Origin of the sequence: Phenylobacterium sp. (genome assembly GCF_035944335.1) — a bacterium.
Classification (GTDB): Bacteria; Pseudomonadota; Alphaproteobacteria; order Caulobacterales; family Caulobacteraceae; genus Phenylobacterium.
In genome coordinates, this window is record NZ_DASZBG010000047.1 from 1 (window position 1) to 17,030 (window position 17,030).

19 protein-coding genes are annotated in these 17,030 nt (G+C 68.9%); 9 read left to right on the forward strand and 10 right to left on the reverse strand.

What is annotated here, in order from left to right:
* Positions 1 to 6 precede the first annotated feature (6 nt).
* Both VGT80_RS08900 and VGT80_RS08905 read left to right on the forward strand, forming a co-directional pair.
* A complete protein-coding gene (locus VGT80_RS08900) occupies positions 7 to 1,182 on the forward strand; it encodes a VWA domain-containing protein (RefSeq protein ID WP_327454980.1) in 1,176 nt (391 codons plus the stop codon).
* Positions 1,183 to 1,264: 82 nt separating this feature from the next.
* Positions 1,265 to 1,930, forward strand: coding sequence for a TetR/AcrR family transcriptional regulator (locus VGT80_RS08905; protein WP_327454923.1), 666 nt, complete (start codon positions 1,265 to 1,267; stop codon positions 1,928 to 1,930).
* 6 nt (positions 1,931 to 1,936) lie between these two features.
* Here VGT80_RS08905 and VGT80_RS08910 read toward each other — a convergent pair whose 3' ends face one another.
* Complete coding sequence (locus VGT80_RS08910) at positions 1,937 to 2,668, reverse strand: UdgX family uracil-DNA binding protein (protein WP_414693900.1); 732 nt, start codon at positions 2,666 to 2,668, stop codon at positions 1,937 to 1,939.
* Positions 2,669 to 2,708: 40 nt separating this feature from the next.
* On the opposite strand from VGT80_RS08910, the gene VGT80_RS08915 reads away from it, so the two are divergent.
* On the forward strand, positions 2,709 to 4,043 hold the full coding sequence (locus VGT80_RS08915; protein WP_327454927.1) for an MFS transporter: 1,335 nt from the start codon (positions 2,709 to 2,711) through the stop codon (positions 4,041 to 4,043).
* 212 nt (positions 4,044 to 4,255) lie between these two features.
* Complete coding sequence (locus tag VGT80_RS08920; RefSeq protein ID WP_327454929.1) at positions 4,256 to 4,831, forward strand: GNAT family N-acetyltransferase; 576 nt, start codon at positions 4,256 to 4,258, stop codon at positions 4,829 to 4,831.
* Here the strand turns inward: VGT80_RS08920 and VGT80_RS08925 are convergent.
* The 7 genes from VGT80_RS08925 to VGT80_RS08955 form a co-directional block, all read right to left on the reverse strand.
* Entirely contained in the window at positions 4,828 to 5,904 is a 1,077-nt protein-coding gene (locus VGT80_RS08925; RefSeq protein WP_327454931.1) for a Glu/Leu/Phe/Val dehydrogenase dimerization domain-containing protein, read from the reverse strand. The genes VGT80_RS08920 and VGT80_RS08925 overlap by 4 nt on opposite strands.
* A gap of 63 nt (positions 5,905 to 5,967) precedes the next feature.
* Positions 5,968 to 6,984 (reverse strand): lysophospholipase, encoded by a 1,017-nt coding sequence (locus VGT80_RS08930; protein WP_327454933.1) that lies wholly within the window; start codon positions 6,982 to 6,984, stop codon positions 5,968 to 5,970.
* 69 nt (positions 6,985 to 7,053) lie between these two features.
* Positions 7,054 to 7,713 carry a glutathione S-transferase family protein gene (locus tag VGT80_RS08935; protein WP_327454935.1) on the reverse strand — a complete coding sequence of 220 codons (660 nt, stop codon included), beginning with the start codon at positions 7,711 to 7,713 and terminating at the stop codon, positions 7,054 to 7,056.
* Between the two features lie 13 nt (positions 7,714 to 7,726).
* Positions 7,727 to 7,996: a DUF3253 domain-containing protein gene (locus tag VGT80_RS08940; protein WP_327454936.1), complete on the reverse strand. Its 270-nt coding sequence runs from the start codon at positions 7,994 to 7,996 to the stop codon at positions 7,727 to 7,729.
* Positions 7,996 to 9,144, reverse strand: a complete 1,149-nt coding sequence (locus VGT80_RS08945; protein ID WP_327454937.1) for an acyl-CoA dehydrogenase family protein — start codon at positions 9,142 to 9,144, stop codon at positions 7,996 to 7,998. Before VGT80_RS08945 ends, VGT80_RS08940 begins: the two co-directional genes overlap by 1 nt.
* A gap of 2 nt (positions 9,145 to 9,146) precedes the next feature.
* Positions 9,147 to 9,728 (reverse strand): hypothetical protein, encoded by a 582-nt coding sequence (locus VGT80_RS08950; protein WP_327454938.1) that lies wholly within the window; start codon positions 9,726 to 9,728, stop codon positions 9,147 to 9,149.
* Positions 9,728 to 10,924, reverse strand: coding sequence for an acetyl-CoA C-acetyltransferase (locus VGT80_RS08955; RefSeq protein WP_327454939.1), 1,197 nt, complete (start codon positions 10,922 to 10,924; stop codon positions 9,728 to 9,730). Before VGT80_RS08955 ends, VGT80_RS08950 begins: the two co-directional genes overlap by 1 nt.
* A gap of 58 nt (positions 10,925 to 10,982) precedes the next feature.
* On the opposite strand from VGT80_RS08955, the gene VGT80_RS08960 reads away from it, so the two are divergent.
* Genes VGT80_RS08960 through VGT80_RS08970 form a run of 3 tightly spaced genes read left to right on the forward strand, consistent with a single transcriptional unit; the run spans position 10,983 to position 12,884 of the window.
* Positions 10,983 to 11,447, forward strand: a complete 465-nt coding sequence (locus tag VGT80_RS08960; protein WP_327454940.1) for a PaaI family thioesterase — start codon at positions 10,983 to 10,985, stop codon at positions 11,445 to 11,447.
* 56 nt (positions 11,448 to 11,503) lie between these two features.
* A complete protein-coding gene (locus VGT80_RS08965; protein WP_327454941.1) occupies positions 11,504 to 11,860 on the forward strand; it encodes a GFA family protein in 357 nt (118 codons plus the stop codon).
* Between the two features lie 28 nt (positions 11,861 to 11,888).
* Positions 11,889 to 12,884: an MsnO8 family LLM class oxidoreductase gene (locus VGT80_RS08970; RefSeq protein ID WP_327454943.1), complete on the forward strand. Its 996-nt coding sequence runs from the start codon at positions 11,889 to 11,891 to the stop codon at positions 12,882 to 12,884.
* On the opposite strand, the gene VGT80_RS08975 is transcribed toward VGT80_RS08970, so the two are convergent.
* Together VGT80_RS08975 and VGT80_RS08980 are read right to left on the reverse strand one after the other, a co-directional pair.
* Positions 12,881 to 13,519, reverse strand: a complete 639-nt coding sequence (locus tag VGT80_RS08975; RefSeq protein ID WP_327454945.1) for a glutathione S-transferase — start codon at positions 13,517 to 13,519, stop codon at positions 12,881 to 12,883. The two genes, VGT80_RS08970 and VGT80_RS08975, sit on opposite strands and share 4 nt — an antisense overlap.
* A gap of 68 nt (positions 13,520 to 13,587) precedes the next feature.
* Positions 13,588 to 14,871, reverse strand: a complete 1,284-nt coding sequence (locus VGT80_RS08980) for a NupC/NupG family nucleoside CNT transporter (RefSeq protein WP_327454947.1) — start codon at positions 14,869 to 14,871, stop codon at positions 13,588 to 13,590.
* A gap of 271 nt (positions 14,872 to 15,142) precedes the next feature.
* Between VGT80_RS08980 and VGT80_RS08985 the strand changes: the two genes are divergently transcribed.
* Positions 15,143 to 16,288 carry an ABC transporter permease gene (locus VGT80_RS08985; RefSeq protein ID WP_327454949.1) on the forward strand — a complete coding sequence of 382 codons (1,146 nt, stop codon included), beginning with the start codon at positions 15,143 to 15,145 and terminating at the stop codon, positions 16,286 to 16,288.
* On the forward strand, positions 16,285 to 17,028 hold the full coding sequence (locus VGT80_RS08990; RefSeq protein WP_327454951.1) for an ABC transporter ATP-binding protein: 744 nt from the start codon (positions 16,285 to 16,287) through the stop codon (positions 17,026 to 17,028). The genes VGT80_RS08985 and VGT80_RS08990 overlap by 4 nt, the downstream gene beginning before the upstream one ends.
* Positions 17,029 to 17,030 lie beyond the last annotated feature (2 nt).

Consider the following 17,030-nt stretch of genomic DNA (forward strand, 5'->3'; position numbering starts at 1 on the left):
TCCGCGATGTTCATGCGCTTCTTCACCGAGCTGCGCGAGGCCAAGGTGCCCGTGACGCTGAAAGAGTACCTCATGCTCATGGAGGGGCTCGACAAGGCGGTGATCGATCGTTCGGTGGACGATTTCTACTACCTGTCCCGCACCTCGCTGGTGAAGGACGAGAAGAACCTCGACCGCTTCGACCAGGTGTTCGGCCATGTCTTCAAGGGCCTGGAGCGGCTCGACGACGGCATCACCTCCGACATCCCGGCCGAGTGGCTGAAGAAGATGAGCGAGAAGTTCCTCACCGAGGAGGAAAAGGCGCAGATCGAGGCCATGGGCGGCTTCGACAAGCTGATGGAGGCGCTGGCGGAGCGCATCCGCGAGCAGAAGGAACGCCACGAGAAGGGCGACAAGGCGATCGGCACGGGCGGCACCTCTCCGTTCGGCGCCAATGGCTATCACCCCGAAGGCATCCGCATCGGCCAGGACAAGGGCCGCCATGGCAAGGCGATCAAGGTCTGGGACAAGCGCGAGTACAAGAACCTCGACGATCAGGTCGAGCTCGGCACCCGCAACATCAAGGTGGCCCTGCGCCGCCTGCGCAAATGGGTGCGCGAGGGCCATCCCGACGAGATCGACTTCCCGGCGACCATCAAGGGCACCGCCGAGAAGGGCTATCTCGACATCAACATGCGCCCCGAACGCCGCAATAAGATTAGCGTGCTGCTGTTCCTCGACATCGGCGGCTCGATGGATAGCCATATCAAGGTCTGCGAGGAGCTGTTCAGCGCCGCGCGCACCGAGTTCAAGAACATGGAATTCTACTACTTCCACAACTGCCTCTATGAGACGGTCTGGAAGGACAACCGGCGCCGCCACGCGGAGAAGATCAACACCTGGGACGTGCTCCACAAGTTCCCCCACGACTACAAGATCATCTTCGTGGGCGACGCGACCATGAGCCCCTACGAGATCACCTATCCGGGCGGCTCGGTGGAACACTGGAACGAGGAAGCCGGCGCCATCTGGATGGACCGCGTGGCGCAGATCTACGAGCATATCGTGTGGCTCAATCCCACCGCCGAGCGGCACTGGGACTACACGCCCTCGATCGGGGTCATGAAGCAGCTGGTCAACGACCGGATGTTCCCGCTGACCTTGGAAGGTCTCGACAAGGCCATGCGCGAACTCTCGCGCTGAGAGGCAGGATCGTGCCGCCGTCCCTGGTCATTGCGGCAGAATGTCAGCGGCCTATGCTCGAAGAACCCGCTAAGGGATTCGCATGACCGATCCCCTGATCACCGACGTCGTCGAGACCGAGGAAGCCCAGGCCGCCACCAAGGCCGCGGTGTTCAACGCCGCCGAGCGGCTGTTCGCCCTGCACGGCTTCCAGAACGTCTCGGTGCGCGACATCACCGCCGAGGCCGGCGTCAACCTGGCGAGCGTCAACTATCACTTCGGCTCCAAGGACGCCCTGCTCTTTGAGATCTTCCGCAAGCGCACCGCCGAGTTGAACCGCGAGCGGGCCCGCATGCTGCACGAGGCCAACGAGCGCCACGCCGGCAAGCCGCCGGTCCGCGCCATCCTGGAGGCCTACTTCGCCCCCCCGCTGCGCTGGAGCGATCCGGCCAACGACCGTCGCATCTCGATCCAGTTCATCATTCGCGCCCGATCCGAAGGCACGGCCCAGATGCGCGACGCCATTCAGAACGACGTCTCCCACCTCGAACGGTTCGCCAACGCGCTGATCGCGGCCTGCCCCGACCGGCCGCGCGAGACCGTCTACTGGCGGCTGCACTTCGCGCTCGGCATGGTCCACAACAACCGCTTCGCCGAGTTCGACCGGCTGCACCACCTCTCGGGCGGCGTCACCCGCGAGGGCGATGTGAAGAGCCTGCTGGACCGGATGCTGGACTTCGCCGAGGCGGGGTTCCTGGCGGCGGGCTAGAACTCCTCAGCCTGCGAGCTTCCAGGCGAACCGCAGGTCGTCCACGAACATCCGATAGGCCTTTGCCTTGGCCTCCGCGTCGGGCACGCGCAGCAGGTATGAGGGGTGGTAGGTGACCACACCCTGGGCCTGATCGGGCAGCTGGATCGCCTGCTGGCGGAACTTTCCGATCGGGGTCGGCTTGTCGAACACCGAAAGCGCCGCCGTGGCGCCCAGCGCCACGATCACCCGCGGTCGCACGATGCGCCGCTCGTTTTCCAGCCACCAGCGGCAGGCGGAGACTTCTCGCGCGTCGGGCGTCTTGTGCAGCCGGCGCTTGCCCCGCGGCTCGTGCTTGAAGTGCTTCACCGCATTGGTGACGAAGGTCTCGGCGCGCGGCACGCCGGCCTCGGCGAGCGCCTTGTCCAGCACCTTGCCGGCCGGCCCGACGAAGGGCTTGCGCGCCTGTTCCTCCTGGTCGCCCGGCTGCTCGCCCACGAACATCAGTCGCGCATGGAGCGGTCCCTCGCCGGCCACGCCCTGGCCGCACCGCCAAAGGTCGCAGCGGCGGCACGCGTCCACGCCGGCCCGGACGGCGTCCAGCGTCTCGGGCGGGGCGGCGTCATCTGGCACAGGGGCTTCGGAGGCTCGGACCATGGCTGCAACCTGAGCCGCGAACATCGCAGCCGAGCCTGCGGTTCCGGATGCAGCTTTCGCCCGTGACGGGGACTCTGCTAGGACGGAGCCATTGCCTCCCATCCCTTTTCAGGGCGCGCCACCGCGCCCGAGCAGAAGTCATTTGGACGCCAAGCCCGACCCCTCTGACGCCGCCCCGCCGCCGGGCGACCTGGCCGAGCGCGAAGCGGCCTATGAGAAGTTCGTCTGGGACAACCTGAAGCGCAACTACCTCGGCAACTACCTGCACGGCATGCTCGGCATGACCGGCTTTCGGCTGGTCAACACGCCGACCTTCCTGCCGGCCTATCTGCACCAGGTCTCCGGCTCCAATGCCATCGTGGGTCTCGGCCTCGCCCTGCAACAGGTGGGCGGGGTGATCTCGCCGATCTTCGGGGCCACCCGGATCGAGCACCGAACCAAGGTCATGCCGGCGGCCATCTGGATGGGCAGCCTGGCCCGCCTGGCGGTGCTCGGCATGGCCGTCGCCGGCTGGCTGCTGAAGGGCTCTCAGCTGGTCGCGACCCTGCTCCTGATGATGTTCCTGTTCGGCCTGTTCATGGGCGCGCAGCGGGTGGTCTTCTCGCTGCTGATCGCCAAGGTGATCCCGATCAGCCGCCGCGGCCGGCTGCAGGCCTGGCGCAATATGACCGGCAGTTCGATCGCGCTCGTGCTGTCCTATGTCGCGGGCCGCTGGTTCATCGGCAAGAACCTGTTCGGCAACGGCTATTCGACCACCTTCGTGTTCGCCTTCATCCTGACGTCCATGGGCCTGTGGGCCATGCAGTTCCTGGTCAAGGAGCCGGAGCCGCCGACCACCCGGGCGCAGGGCCGCTTCCGCGACCGCTTCCGCGACCTGCCGCGGCTGATTGGTCAGGACCGCTCCTACGCCTACTTCCTGCTGGTCCAGATGCTGGCGGTCTCGGCGCGGATCGCAACGCCCTTCTACATCCTCTATGTCGGCCAGAAGTTGCACCAGCACGGCGCGGTGCAGATGGGCGCGACGCTTGGCCTGCTCTCGGCGGCCTTCATGCTGGGCGACACCGTCTCCAACATCGGCTGGGGCTCGCTCGGCGACCGCACGGGCTTCCGGCTGGTGCTGTTGCTCTCGATCCTGACGTGGGTGGCGGCCACGGTGCTCCTGATGGAGGTCGACCACATCTGGTTCATCGCCCTGGCCTTTGTCGGCCTGGGGGCCTCGCAGGCCGGATACAACATGTCGGCCCAGACCATGATCCTGGAGTTCGGATCGCGCGACGACCTGCCCATGCGCATCGCCGTCTCCGCCACGGCCGAGAGCATCACCGCAACCCTCGGCCCGCTGATCGGCGGCGGCCTCGCCGACCTGATGGGCTACGACGCCGTATTCGCCATCTCGCTGGGCTTCCTGGTGGCGGCGATCGTCTTGCTGATCACCACGGTCAAGGAGCCCCGGACGGCCAGGCTCGCCGCGATCTAGGCGTCCGCCCGCCCGCATGGTACAGGCGCGCCATGGCTCGCTTCGCCAATTCGCCGTCCGGTACCAACTGCGCCACCCTTGCGGGGCGTGGGACCGGCTGCGTGCGCGACACGTAACGCCATCCCTCGACAGCCCCGCCGATCCGGCCGGGCTTCGTTTCTTCCAGCAAGACGCCAGCGCCCGGCCTCCGGCCCCTTTCGGAGACCACGGCCATGACGATCGAACTTCCACCCCTGCCCGAGACGCCGGTCCTTGAGACCGAGCGGATGATCCTGCGTCCGATGCGCCTGACCGACGCGCCGGCGGTGCAGCGCTGGTTTCCCGACTGGGAGCTGGTGAAGCACCTGCACGCGGGCCTGCCCTGGCCCTATCCCGCCGACGGCGCGGAAACCAACATGCGCGAGTGCCTCGAGCGCATGGATCGCGGCGAGATGGCCTGCTGGGCGATGACGCTGAAGGGCGACGACACCCTGATCGGGCGGATCGACATCAAGCCGAACGCGGAAGAGCGGGACATGCGGGGCTTCTGGCTCGCCCGCCCCCGGTGGGGCCAGGGCTTGATGACCGAGGCCGCCGAGGCCGTCACCGGCTACGCCTTCGAGGTCCTGGGCTGGCCGTTCCTCTATGTGAACAACGCCGCGGACAACCAACGCTCGCACCGGGTCAAGGAGAAGCAGGGCGCCGAGCTCATCGACCTGAAGCCCCACGCCTTCATGTGCGGTGAGCTGATGCGAGAGACATGGATCCTGCGCCGGGAGACGTGGTTGGCTAGGCGGGGCCGGCCCTAAGCCGCCGCGCGCTTCTCCGCGGCGATGCTGATGCGGGCCTGGGCGACCTCGTTCGCTACCTCGTGGGTGGGACGGTTCTCGGCCTGGGCGCGGTCGAGGACCTCCTCCAGGGTGCGGGTGAGGCGCTCCAGCTTGGCGTCGACCCAGGCCGGGTCGAAGGCCTCGCCCAGCTCGATCGCGCGGATCTCGCCGGCCACATTGATGATGCCGCCGCCGTTGATCACATAGTCGGGCGCATAGAGGGTTCCGCGCTGGAACACCGCGCGGCCGGTCTCGGGATCGGCCAGCTGGTTGTTGGCCGCGCCGGCGATGACGCGAGCCTTGATCCGCGGCAGGGTCTGGGCGTTCACCGCCCCGCCGAGCGCGCAGGGGGCGAAGACATCGCAGTCGATGTCGAAGATCGCGCCGGGCGCCACGACGTGGGCGCCGGTCCGCGCGGCCACGGCGTGCAGTTGCTCGGCGTTGACGTCGGTGAGGATCAGCCTGGCGCCGGCCGCATGCAGCTTGTCGGCCAGGTAGCCGCCCACGTGGCCCACGCCCTGGATGGCGACGGTCACGCCGTCGAGCTCTCGGCCGAGCGCGCGACGGACGCAGAGCTGGACGCCGCGGAACACGCCCTCGGCGGTCACCGGGCTCGGATCGCCCGACGCGCTGGCGCCGCCTTCCAGGCCCGCGACATAGTTGGTGCGCTTGCGGGCATGGGTCAGGTCGGCGGGGGAGACGCCGACGTCCTCGGCCGTCCAGTAGCGGCCGCCGAGCTGTTCGACGCAGCCCCCGAAGGCCTCGAACAGGGCCGGCGATTTCTGGGTGCGGCTGTCGCCGATGATCACCGCCTTGCCGCCGCCCAGCTCCAGGTCGGCCATGGCGTTCTTGAAGCTCATGGCGCGCGACAGGCGCAGCGCATCGGTCAGCGCGGCCTCGGCGTCCGCATAGGGCCACATGCGGCAACCGCCCGCGGCGGGCCCGCGGGCCGTGGAGTGCACGGCGATGATGGCTTTCAGGCCGGATTTTTCGTCGGAGAAGGCGTGGACGCCTTCGTGTCCTTCGAAGGCGGGGGAATCGAACAAGGTCATGCCTGGAAGAGCGCCTGAACGTGGAACACGGTTGCGCGTCCTCCTACGCCGATGCGGTCCGGCTCACAACCCTGCGGCGGCATGGGTTTCGCCACCGCGCGCCGGCGAGCCCGCGATCGCCCCCGCGCCCGACGGCAGGGGTCCGTTCGGATCGCGCAGGAAGGCCGCCACGTCGGCCCAGACCACCGGCCCCTGCCGGTCGCGCATCAGCAGATGGTAGCCGTGCGGGTAGTTGGCCGAGCGGTCGGAGGGCTTCAGCTGGGCGGCCGCGCGGCGGGCGGCCTTCTCGGGGATGATCTGGTCGTGGGCGCCGTGCAGATAGAGCACCGGCGCGCGAATCCGCCCGATGGCGTCGGCCGCATGGTCCATGGTCGAGACCAGTCCGTAGAGGGTGTCCGACCGGGCGCCCCAGATCATCAGCGGATCGTGGCCCATGGCGATCAGCTCGTCGCGGTTGTCGGTGGGCTTGATCTTCGAGGTCAGCCAGCGCGGCGGCTCATAGACCTTGCCGGCCGTGAAGTTGGCCGCGAACCACAGAAGGGTCTTGTTGGGCAGCGGCTGCTCGCGCCAACCCCAGACCGCCGGCGACAGCAGGATCAGCCGGTCGGCCGGCGGCGGCCGATCCGAGGCAAAGGCCTCGATGGCGACGGCGCCGCCCATGCTCTCGCCCGCCACGACGATCAGGGCGTGGGGATAGCGAGCGCGGACCAGGGCCGTCACCGTCCGCAGGTCCTCGACCATCAGCGCGTCGCCCGGCCAGATGCCGCGCTCCGGAGAGCGGCCGAAGCCGCGCTGGTCGTAGGCGTAGGTCGCGATCCCTTGCTCGGCCCACCAGGGCGCGGCCATGTGGAAGGCGTTGGAATAGTCGTTCATCCCGTGGGCGCCGACGATCACCGCCCAGGGTTCGCCGATGGGAGTCCAGCGCCTCAGCCCGAGACGCGCGCCATCGAAGCTGACCACGCTGTCGTCCTCAAGCCGGGGGCCTGTAAAGGCGGCGGGCGGCGTGAAGGACTGCTGCACGACGAGCGGCGTGCAGGCGCTGACGAGCAGGGCGAGGGCGAGGACGGCGGCTCGGGTCATGGGTCAGCAGGCGGCGGTCAGCATCTCCCGATTCCCGACCCAACCGCCGCCTGTGGCGCCAGGTTTCGCTCAGGCCGGCTGCGGCTGGTTCATCGAGGCCATGACGGCCTTCTCCTTGGCGACCATGTCGGCATAGGACGGCCGCGCCAGGATCGCCTCAACGTAACCGTAGGTCTTCGGGTGCGTGGTCGGATTGATGGCGCAGCCCACGTGGCCCATGTTCACGAAGGGGCTGGCCACCGCGATGTCGGCCAGCGTCAGCCGGTCCTCGACCAGGTAGCCGGAGGCCGGGATCACCCGCTCGAGATAGTCCACCAGCTTGGGAAACTGCACGGTCTCGGCTTCCTGGGCGGCGGCCTCGTCGCCGGGCCGGCCGAGAAAGCGCGGGGCCACCACGCGGTTGAAGAACATGGTCCCGCCGCAGGCCGCCACGATGGTGTCGCCGAACTCCTCGTACCAGATGGTCCGGGCGCGGGCCTTGGGCTCAAGCGGGATCAGGTTGGGCTCCGGCTTGACCGCCTCCATGTAGGTGATGATCGCGGTGCTGTCGGAGATCAGGAAGTCGCCGTCCTGGAAGCCCGGCATCTTGCCGAACGGGCTGGCCTCCTTGAACTCCGGCGGTCCGCCGCCGAGACCGGCCGCGACCAGCTCGATCTCCAGGCCCTTCTCCGCGGCGAAGGCCATCGTCTTGCGGACGAACGGCGACAGGGTGTTGCCAAAGACTTTCATGGTGAGCGCCTCCCTAAAGGCTTGAGGCGTCGGGCAGCTTCATGCGCCACACGCCCTTGAATTCATCCGGATCGGCCGGTTTCCCGTGGCGGGTGATCACCAGCCTGCCCTCGCGGGCGAGGCCTATGGCTGTACCGCGCACATGAGACAGTTGGCGCCGCCAGCCCTCCGGTTCAACCGCGCGGGCCACATCCTCCGGAGAAATCGACTTGCCGACCGGCTGCCGGGCCAGCAGATCGAAGATCGCCGCCCCGATCCTGTCGTGGGCCATCGGGGCGGTCATCAGCCACCCCGCTTCAGGGTCTCGCGGGCGATGACCACCTGCTGGATCTGGCTGGTGCCCTCGTAGATGCGGAAAATCCGCACGTCGCGGTAGAAGCGCTCGATGCCATGATCGGCGACGTAGCCCGCGCCGCCGAAGATCTGCACCGCCCGGTCGGCGACCCGGCCGACCATCTCGGAAGCGAAGTATTTGGCGGCCGCGGCTTCCAGGGTCACCGACCGACCGGCGTCGCGCTTGCGGGCGGTTTCCAGGGTCAGCGCCCGGGCCGCCATGGACTCGGTCTTGCTGTCGGCGATCATTCCCTGGATCAGCTGGAAGCCCGCGATCGCCTGGCCGAACTGCTTGCGCTCGGTCGCATAGGCCACGCAGTCGGCGATCAGCCGCTCGGCCACCCCCACGCAGACCGCCGAGATGTGCAGCCGCCCGCGGTCCAGCACCTGCATGGCGACCTTGAAGCCCTCGCCCTCGCGGCCCAGCCGGTTCTCCGCCGGCACGCGGACATTGTCGAACACCACGTCGCAGATGTGGGCGCCCTGCTGGCCCATCTTCTTCTCGGGCTTGCCGACGCTGAGGCCCGGCAGGTTGCGCTCCACCAGGAAGGCCGAGACGCCGCCGGCCCCGGCCTTTTCCGGATCGCTGCGGGCCATCACCGTGAAGAGGTCGGCCTTGTTGGCGTTGGTGATGAAGCGCTTGGAGCCGTTGAGGACGTAGCAGTCGCCGTCGCGGATCGCGCGGGTCTGGACGTTGGCGCTATCGGAGCCCGCCTCCGGCTCGGTAAGCGCGAAGGAGGTGATGATCTCGCCCGACGCGATGCCCGGCAGGTACTTCTGCTTCTGCTCATCGGTCCCGAACATCACCAGCCCCTGGCTGCCGATGCCGACATTGGTGCCGAAGGTCGAGCGGAACGCCGGGCTGGTGCGGCCGAGCTCGACGGCGATCAGGCACTCCTCCTCCATGTTGAGGTCGAGGCCGCCATAGTCCGCCGGGATGGACAGCCCGAACAGGCCGAGGCCCTTCATCTCCTCGATCACCTCGGGGGGCATGGCGTCCTGCTCGGCCACCTGAGCCTCCAGCGGCCGCAGCCGTTCGGTGACGAACCGGCGGACGGTGTCGATCAGCTGCTCGCGGGTCTCGGCGTCGAGGGCCATGGCTATTTCCCCTTCGCGGGCGTCTTGGGCGCCGCGGGCTTCGGCCGGGCCCCGGCGGCGCAGCGCGCCAGCGCTTCCTTCGACGCCGGCTTGAAGCGCGACAGGCCCACGGCCACGACCGGCGCAGGCCAGGTCTCGGTGCGCACGCCGCCGGCCGGAACCGGGCAGGTCGGCACGGCCACGGGGTGCAGCGCCTCGCCCTGCAGCACCAGCGCCAGGACCCGGTATTCGATCGGATGGCCGAGCCTGTTCCAGACCTTCAGCGAGCTGGCGCGGGTTTCGGCCGATCCATCGAGCGCGGCGGCCACCAGCCCCGGTCCCGGCGCGGCGTAGGTCTCGGCGACCGTGCCGGCGGGATGGGCCACGGCCAGCTTGCCCTGCTCCACGCTGTCGAGCACCGGCTTGCCGCCGTCGTCGAGCCGGAACAGGGCGCGTTCCCCGAAGATCACCTGCAGGACATCGCCGTCCACCAGCGTCTTCGGCTGGAATGGCAGGCTCTTGGGCAGCGGCGGTTGGGCAGGCTGCGCCGGCGCGGGGCCCGCAAGCGCCAGGAGCGCGACGGCGGCGGCGATGAGGGTCCGCACTACGCGCGTTCGAAGATGGCGGCGATGCCCTGGCCGCCACCGATGCACATGGTCTCCAGGCCGTACTTGCCGTCGCGGCGCTGAAGCTCGCGCAGCAGATTGGCGAGGATCCGTCCGCCGGTCGCCCCGATCGGGTGGCCGAGGCTGATGCCCGAGCCATTGACGTTGAGCCGGTCAAGGTCGTCCCAGCCCCAGCCTTTCAGCACGGCCAGAACCTGGGGCGCGAACGCCTCGTTCAGCTCCACGAGGTCGATGTCGTTCCAGCTAAGGCCGGTGCGCTCGAAGAGCCGCTTCACGGCCGGCACGGGGCCGATGCCCATCCGCGACGGCTCGCAGCCGGCCGCCGCCCAGCTCACGAACCAGCCCATGGGTTCGAGGCCCAGCTCTTCCAGCTTGTCCTCGGCCACCACCAGACAGGCCGCAGCCGCGTCGTTCTGCTGGCTGGCGTTGCCGGCCGTGACCACGCCGTCCTTCTCGATGGGCTTGAGCTTGCCGAGGCTCTCGGCGGTGGTGTCCGCGCGGACGCCCTCGTCCTGGGCGAAGACGATCGGGTCGCCCTTCTTCTGCTTCACCGAGACGGGGACCACCTCGTCGTCGAACTTGCCGTCGGCCCAGGCCTTGGCCGCGCGCTGGTGGCTCATGGCGGCGTATTCGTCGCTGGCCTCGCGGCTGATCTGATAGTCGCGGGCCAGGTTGTCGGCGGTCTCGATCATGCCGGAGATGACCCCGAAGCGCTCGATCGGCTGGCTCATCACCCGCCCGCGCGCCAGGCGGTCGTGCAAGGTCACCGACCCGGCGCGCGCGCCCTTGCGCATGTCGTTCGTATAGTACTCGACGTTGCTCATGCTCTCGACGCCGCCGGCCACCACCACGTCGGCGACGCCCGTCTGGACCATCATCGCCGCGTCGACCACCGCTTGCAGACCCGAGCCGCAGCGGCGGTCGAGCTGATAGCCCGGCACCTCGATGGGCAGGCCCGCCGCCAGCGCCGACCAGCGCGCGATGCACGGCGCCTCGCCCGAGCCGTAGCCCTGGGCGAAGATGACATCGTCGATCTTGCCCGGATCGATGGCCGTGCGCTCCACGAGGGCCTTCAGGATCACCGCCCCCAATTCCCCGGCGGTCAGGTCGGAAAGCGACCCGAGATACTTGCCAACCGGCGTGCGGATGGGGGAGACGATGGCGGCGCGTCGCATGGTGGCCTCGAGGTCGGCGGGTGGGCGGCCAAACTAGTGTTTGAAACTGCGAGGGGCAATGGACGGCGGCGATCAGTTCGAGACCAACTACGCCTCGCGCCTGCAGACGGTGAGCGAGGGCGAATGGGCCGGCTGGTCCCACTATCCCGGCGGCGACCCCTTCGAGGATCTGGCCGGGCCGTTCTATTGGCGGAATGAACCGGGTGGCGTGCGGCGCTGCGCCTTCCGCGCGGAACAGAAGCACATGAACGGCGGTGGCTTCCTGCACGGCGGCTGCGTCATGACCTTCGCCGACTACGCCCTGTTCGTGATCGCCGGCGAGGCGATCCAGGGGGGCAAGGCGGTGACCGCCACCTTCAATGGCGAGTTCGTCGGCACCGCCCACGTGGGCGCCCTGGTGGAATGCACGGGCCAGGTGGTGAAGGCCGGCAGGTCCATGGTCTTCGTGCGCGGCATCATCGAGAGCGGCGGCGAGCCGGTGATGAGCTTCTCCGCCGTGCTGAAGAAGACCCGGCGAACCTAGCCACGCTGGACTTCCCGTTCATCCTCGGGTCCTGATTGGGGCCAAGGAGGTACGCCATGGTCGAAGCCAGCTGCCATTGCGGGGCCGTGCGCCTGAGCGCCGCGAGCGCGCCGCGCGAGGTGACCGAGTGCAACTGCTCGATCTGCCGCCGGCTGGGCGCGCGCTGGGCCTACTATTCGCCGACCGAGGTCACCCTGCCCAAGGCCGGCGCGACGCAACCCTACGTCTGGGGCGACCGGATGCTGGCCTTCCACCGCTGCAAGTCCTGCGGCGTGACCACCCACTGGCAGAGCCTCGACGGCTCCAAGGACCGCATGGCGATCAACGCCCGGACCATGGGCGACCTCGACTGGGACAAGATCAAGATCCGCCAGTTCGATGGGGCCACCACCTGGGAATATGTGGACGCCTAGGGGTCGGGCTCCCCATATCGGGCGCTAGATGCCCAAGCTCTCCGTCCTCGACCTCTCCCCCGTCACCGGCGACGCCACCCAGGCGCAGGCGGTGCGCGACACCCTGGAGGTCGCCAAGGCGGCCGAGCGGCTGGGCTATCACCGCTTCTGGGTGGCCGAGCACCACAATATCGCCGGCCTCGGCTCACCGAACCCCGAGATCCTGATCGCCGCGCTGAGCCAGATCACCCACCGCATCCGACTGGGCTCGGGCGGGGTGATGCTGGTCAACTATTCGCCGCTGAAGGTCGCCGAGACCTTCATGGAGCTGGAGGCCCTCGCGCCCGGCCGGATCGACCTGGGCCTCGGCCGCGCCCTGGGCGCCGACGCCCGCACCGGCGGGGCGCTGCGATCGGTGGGCTCCGACGCCTTTCCCCGCTACCTCGCCCTGCTCTCGGCGTGGCTGCTGGACGCCGCCGGCAAAGAGCCGATCGGCGAGGACCACGCGCTACACGACATCAAGGCCAACCCGTCGGGCCCCTCGCACCCGGACCTGTTCCTGCTCTGCTCGGGCGTGGAGAGCGCGGTCTTCGCCGGCCAGGCGGGCATCGGCATGGTGTTCGCCGAGTTCATCGCCCGCGCCGACGCCGACCCGGCGGTCGCGGCCTACCGCCAGGCCTTCCGGCCCTCGGCCTTCCGCCAGGAGCCCTGGGCCGGGGTCGCCCTGATCGCCTTCGCCGCCGAGACGGCGGAAGACGCCTGGCGGCTGGATGCGCCGCGCCGGGCGGGCAATGTCGCCATGCTGGAAGGCCGCCGCCAGCGTTTCCCGGAGCTCGCCAAGGCCGAAGCCTTCCTCGCCGAACGCGCCGGTTCGCCCGTTCTGCAGATGGTCGAGGGCCGCACCATCGCCTCCGACCAGATGACCGTCCTTGGCCGGCTGGCCGAGAAGACCCGCGCCACCGGGGCCGACGAGCTGTTCGTCATGGCCACGGGGCCGAGCCTCGCCGACCGCATCCGCTCGCTGGAGCTGCTGGCGCCGGATTAGGCCGCCGGCGCGGCCGCGGGCATCCCGGCCCTGGCGGCTGGTCGCGAGCGCATGGCCTCGGCCCAGCGGCCGAGGTGGGTCAGCTCCGGCGGCGGCGCGAGCTTGATCAGGCGGCCGAAGTCCAAGCCGACGAAGCCTATGATGTCGGCGATAGTTAGCCGCTCGCCGGCCAGCCATTCGCTCTCGGCCAGCCGGCGGTCGAGCATCTTCAGGGCCCGCAGGCCCGCCTGTTTGTTGTAGTCGCCGATCACGGGGTTCTGCTGCTCCAGCGCCGCCAGCGCCGGGTGGGTGTGGCGCACGCCGAGCATCAGGGGCGTGGCCACCATCATCTCCGCGCGCCGCAGCCACATCTCGATCACCGCGGTCTCTTCGGGCGTGCGGCCGAACAGGTTGGGCTCCGGGTAGCGGCTCTCGAGATAGCGGCAGATGGCGACGGACTCGGTGATCGTCGTGCCGTCGTCCAGCTCCAGGGCCGGCACATTGGGCATGCCGAACTTGGCCAGGTAGTCCGGCGTCTTGTGTTCGCCCTTGATCAGGTTGAGCGAGACGATCTCGATGTCGTCGACGCCCTTCTCGGCCATGAACCAGCGCACCCGGCGCGGATTGGGGGCGAGCGGCGTGTCATAGAGCTTCATGGGAAGGCTCCCTTGCCTAGCCCGTGCAGAGGAGCACGGCCGGCCGCCGGGTCAAGACTGACCCAAGGTCAGTTCCCGAACAGGCCCGACGGCATGGCGCCCACCACCGAGGCGGTCAGGCAGGTGGCCAGGAAGCCGGCCAGCATGGCCTTCCAGACCATGCCGACGATCTCGTTGCGGCGCTCCGGCGCCAGCACGGAGAAGCCGGCGAGGTTGATGCCGACCGAGGCCACGTTGGCGAAGCCGCAGAGCGCATAGGTCATGATCACGCGGCTGCGCTCCTCCATGCCGCCGACCGGGATCGCGCCCATCCGGATGAAGGCGGTGAACTCGGTCAGCACCAGCTTGACCCCCAACAGCGAGCCGGCGATGGGCGCGTCCTTCCACGGGATGCCCATGACCCAGGCCAGCGGCGCGAAGATCACGCCGAGGCCGCGCTCCACCGATAGCGGCGCCCCGGCGACCGGCGGCAAGAGGCCGAGGATGCCGTTCAGCATGGCGACCAGGGCCACGAAGACGATCAGGGTGGCGCCGACGTTGAGCACGATGGTCAGGCCATCGGAGGTGCCGCGGATCAGGGCGTCGATCGAGCTGTCGTAGACCTTGTCGCTTTCCGGATCGAGCGGCTGAGGCTGCTCGGCCTGCACGTCGCGCGGCACCAGGATGCGGGCCAGCAGCACGCCGGCCGGCGCGGAGATGATCGAGGCGGTGAGCACGTGGGCGGCGGCGTTCGGCAGCACGCCCTTCAGGATGGTCGCATAGGCCACCATGGTGGAGCCCGAGACGCAGGACATGCCCACCGTGATCAGCATGAACAGTTCCGAGCGCGACAGCGTCGGCAGGTAGCTGCGGATGAAGATCGGGCCCTCCACCTGGCCCATGAAGATGGTCGCCGCGGTGGCCAGCGCCGGCGGCCCGCGCAGGCCCATGGTCTTTTCGAAGATCATGCCGAAGCCCTGGGTCACCCACTTCAGGATCCGCCAGTGCCAGAGCAGGGCGGCGAGCGCGCAGACCACCAGGATCACCGGCAGTACGCGGAAGGCGAAGACGAACATCGCGCCGGGATTGGTCAGGGCATAGGGCTGGTCGGGCGTGCCGGCGAGGAAGCCGAACACGAAGGCGACGCCGGCCTGGGTGCTGGTGGCCAGGCCGTCGACGACCTGGCCGGCGCCGGCGAGCACGGCCCTGAGCGCCGGCAGGCCGAACAGGGCCGCCACCAGGACGGCCTGCAGCACCACCGCGCCGATCGCCAGCTTCCAGGGGAATTGCCGGCGGTTCTCCGAGATCGCCCAGCAGAAGCCGACGACCGTCAGCACGCCGAGCAGGCTCTGGGCGTTCTCCGGACCGAACATTTCAGCGTCCCCTCAGCCGCGGACTCAGCGGCTCCCCGGCCCGATTGAGGATGAGAAGCGCCGCCAGCGCAAGCATGCGGGTCCCGGCGGCGCGGATTACGAAGGTTTAATCGCCGCCGCCGCATCCGGCGCGCCCTCTCGGCGCCTCTTTTCCAAGTGAGCGTAGAACGTGTGGCGTAACAGCGCTCGGCCGGGGTGTTACAGCGATTTAACTGGCCCGCGAGACGCCGCACGGCATCTTCCCCGCTCGGGAAGTAGGGGCCCGATGATTATGTCCTTGGCCTTGGCCACCTTGATCTACGAATGGCGCCGCTACACGGCCGCCGTGGTGGCGCTCGCCTTCTCGGGCCTGCTGGTCCTCGCCGAGGTCGGGATGTTCACCGGCATCGTCCAGGGCATCACCGCCACCATCGACCGCAGCCGCGCCGACATCATGGTGCTGGGCCCCAAGGTCAACGCCATGGTCGATTCCGGCCCCGGCGCGGGCGTTCCCAAGCGCATCGGGCCGTTGATCTATCTGAATCCGAACGTCGTCGAGGTGCAGCCGCTGTCCGGCAACGGCGCCATGTGGATCAACACCCCCAAGCCCGGCGAGAAACGCAAGAACGAGTTCGTGCAGATCTGGACCGTGGACCCGCGGCCGGGTTCGGTGAGCCTGCCGGTCGACTACCCGGAATCCGTGCGCGTCGCCCTTTTGGAGCCCTATGCGGTGGCCATCGACCGTTCCAGCCTGGCGCGGCTGGGCGTCAAGCTCGGCGACACCGCCTCGCTCAGCGGCCACTCGATCCGCGTGCGGGCCATCCTCGACGGCTATCCGAGCATCAACCAGCCGACCGTGGTGATGTCCAACGACACCCTGCGGATGCTGGGCCTGGGCGGCAACGGCGCGCGGACCGGTCCGTTGCTGGTTCGCATCAAGGATCCCGCCAAGGCCCTCCAGGTCCGCGACCAGCTCAACGCCGTGTCGCACGGCGACTACCGGGCCTGGACGCGGACGGAGCTCTCAAAGGCCAATGAGAACGCCATCATGTCGGAGCAGATCATCGGCGTGTTCCTGGGCTTCTCGGTGTTCCTGGGCTTCCTGATCGGCATCGGCATCACCTCCCAGACGCTGCGCGGGGCGATCCTGGCCAGCATCAAGGAGTTCGCCAGCCTGCGGGCGCTCGGCGTCTCCATGGGCTCGCTGCGCTGGATCGTCATCGAGCTGTCGTTCTGGGTCGGGATGGTGGGGCTTGGCGCCACCGCCCTGTTCACCTGGGGCGTCTACAACCTCGCCAAGGTCGGGGGGGTGCCCATGGGCTTCCCGATGACCTGGGTGATCTTCGTCGGCGTCCTGCTCACCGTTATCTCGATCTTCTCCGGCGTGCTCTCGCTCGGCGTGCTGAAGAAGAGCCAGCCTGCGGACCTCCTGCGATGAGCTCTCAGACCGCCCTCGTCGCCAGCGGGCTCTCCAAGCGCTTCAAGACGGGCCGCACCTATATCGAGGTGCTCCGCGCCGTGGACTTCGACGCCCTGCACGGCGAGGTCACCATGGTCATGGGGCCGTCGGGCTCCGGCAAGTCGACCTTGATCGCCGCGCTTTCGGGCTTGCTGAAGCCGGATTCCGGCTCGGTCCAGGCCATGGGCCAGGATCTCTGGAGCCTCAGGCCCGGCCGGATCGACCGCTTCCGGCTGGACCACTGCGGCTTCATCTTCCAGGGCTTCAACCTGTTCCCGGCGCTGACCGCCCTGCAGCAGGTGCAGATCGTCTTGAAGTACCAGGGCGTGCCGAAGGCCGAGGCGCGCCGCCGCGCCGCCGATGCGCTGAGCGAGGTCGGTCTCGACAACCGCATGAACCAGCGCCCCTCGGAACTGTCCGGCGGCGAGAAGCAGCGCATCGCCATCGCCCGGGCGCTGGCCAAGAACCCCAACCTGCTGTTCGCCGACGAACCGACCAGCGCGCTGGACGGGGAGAACGGCCAGATCGTGATCAAGCTCCTGCAACGCGCCGCCAAGCAGCATGGCGCGGCCGTGATCTGCGTCACCCACGACCCACGCCTGGAAGCCTACGCCGACCGCGTCATCCAGATCGAAGACGGTCGCATCCTCGGCGATCGCCGCACCGACCCCTCGGCCGCACCCCGGCCGCTCACCGCACACGAGCTCATCGGAGCCTAGAG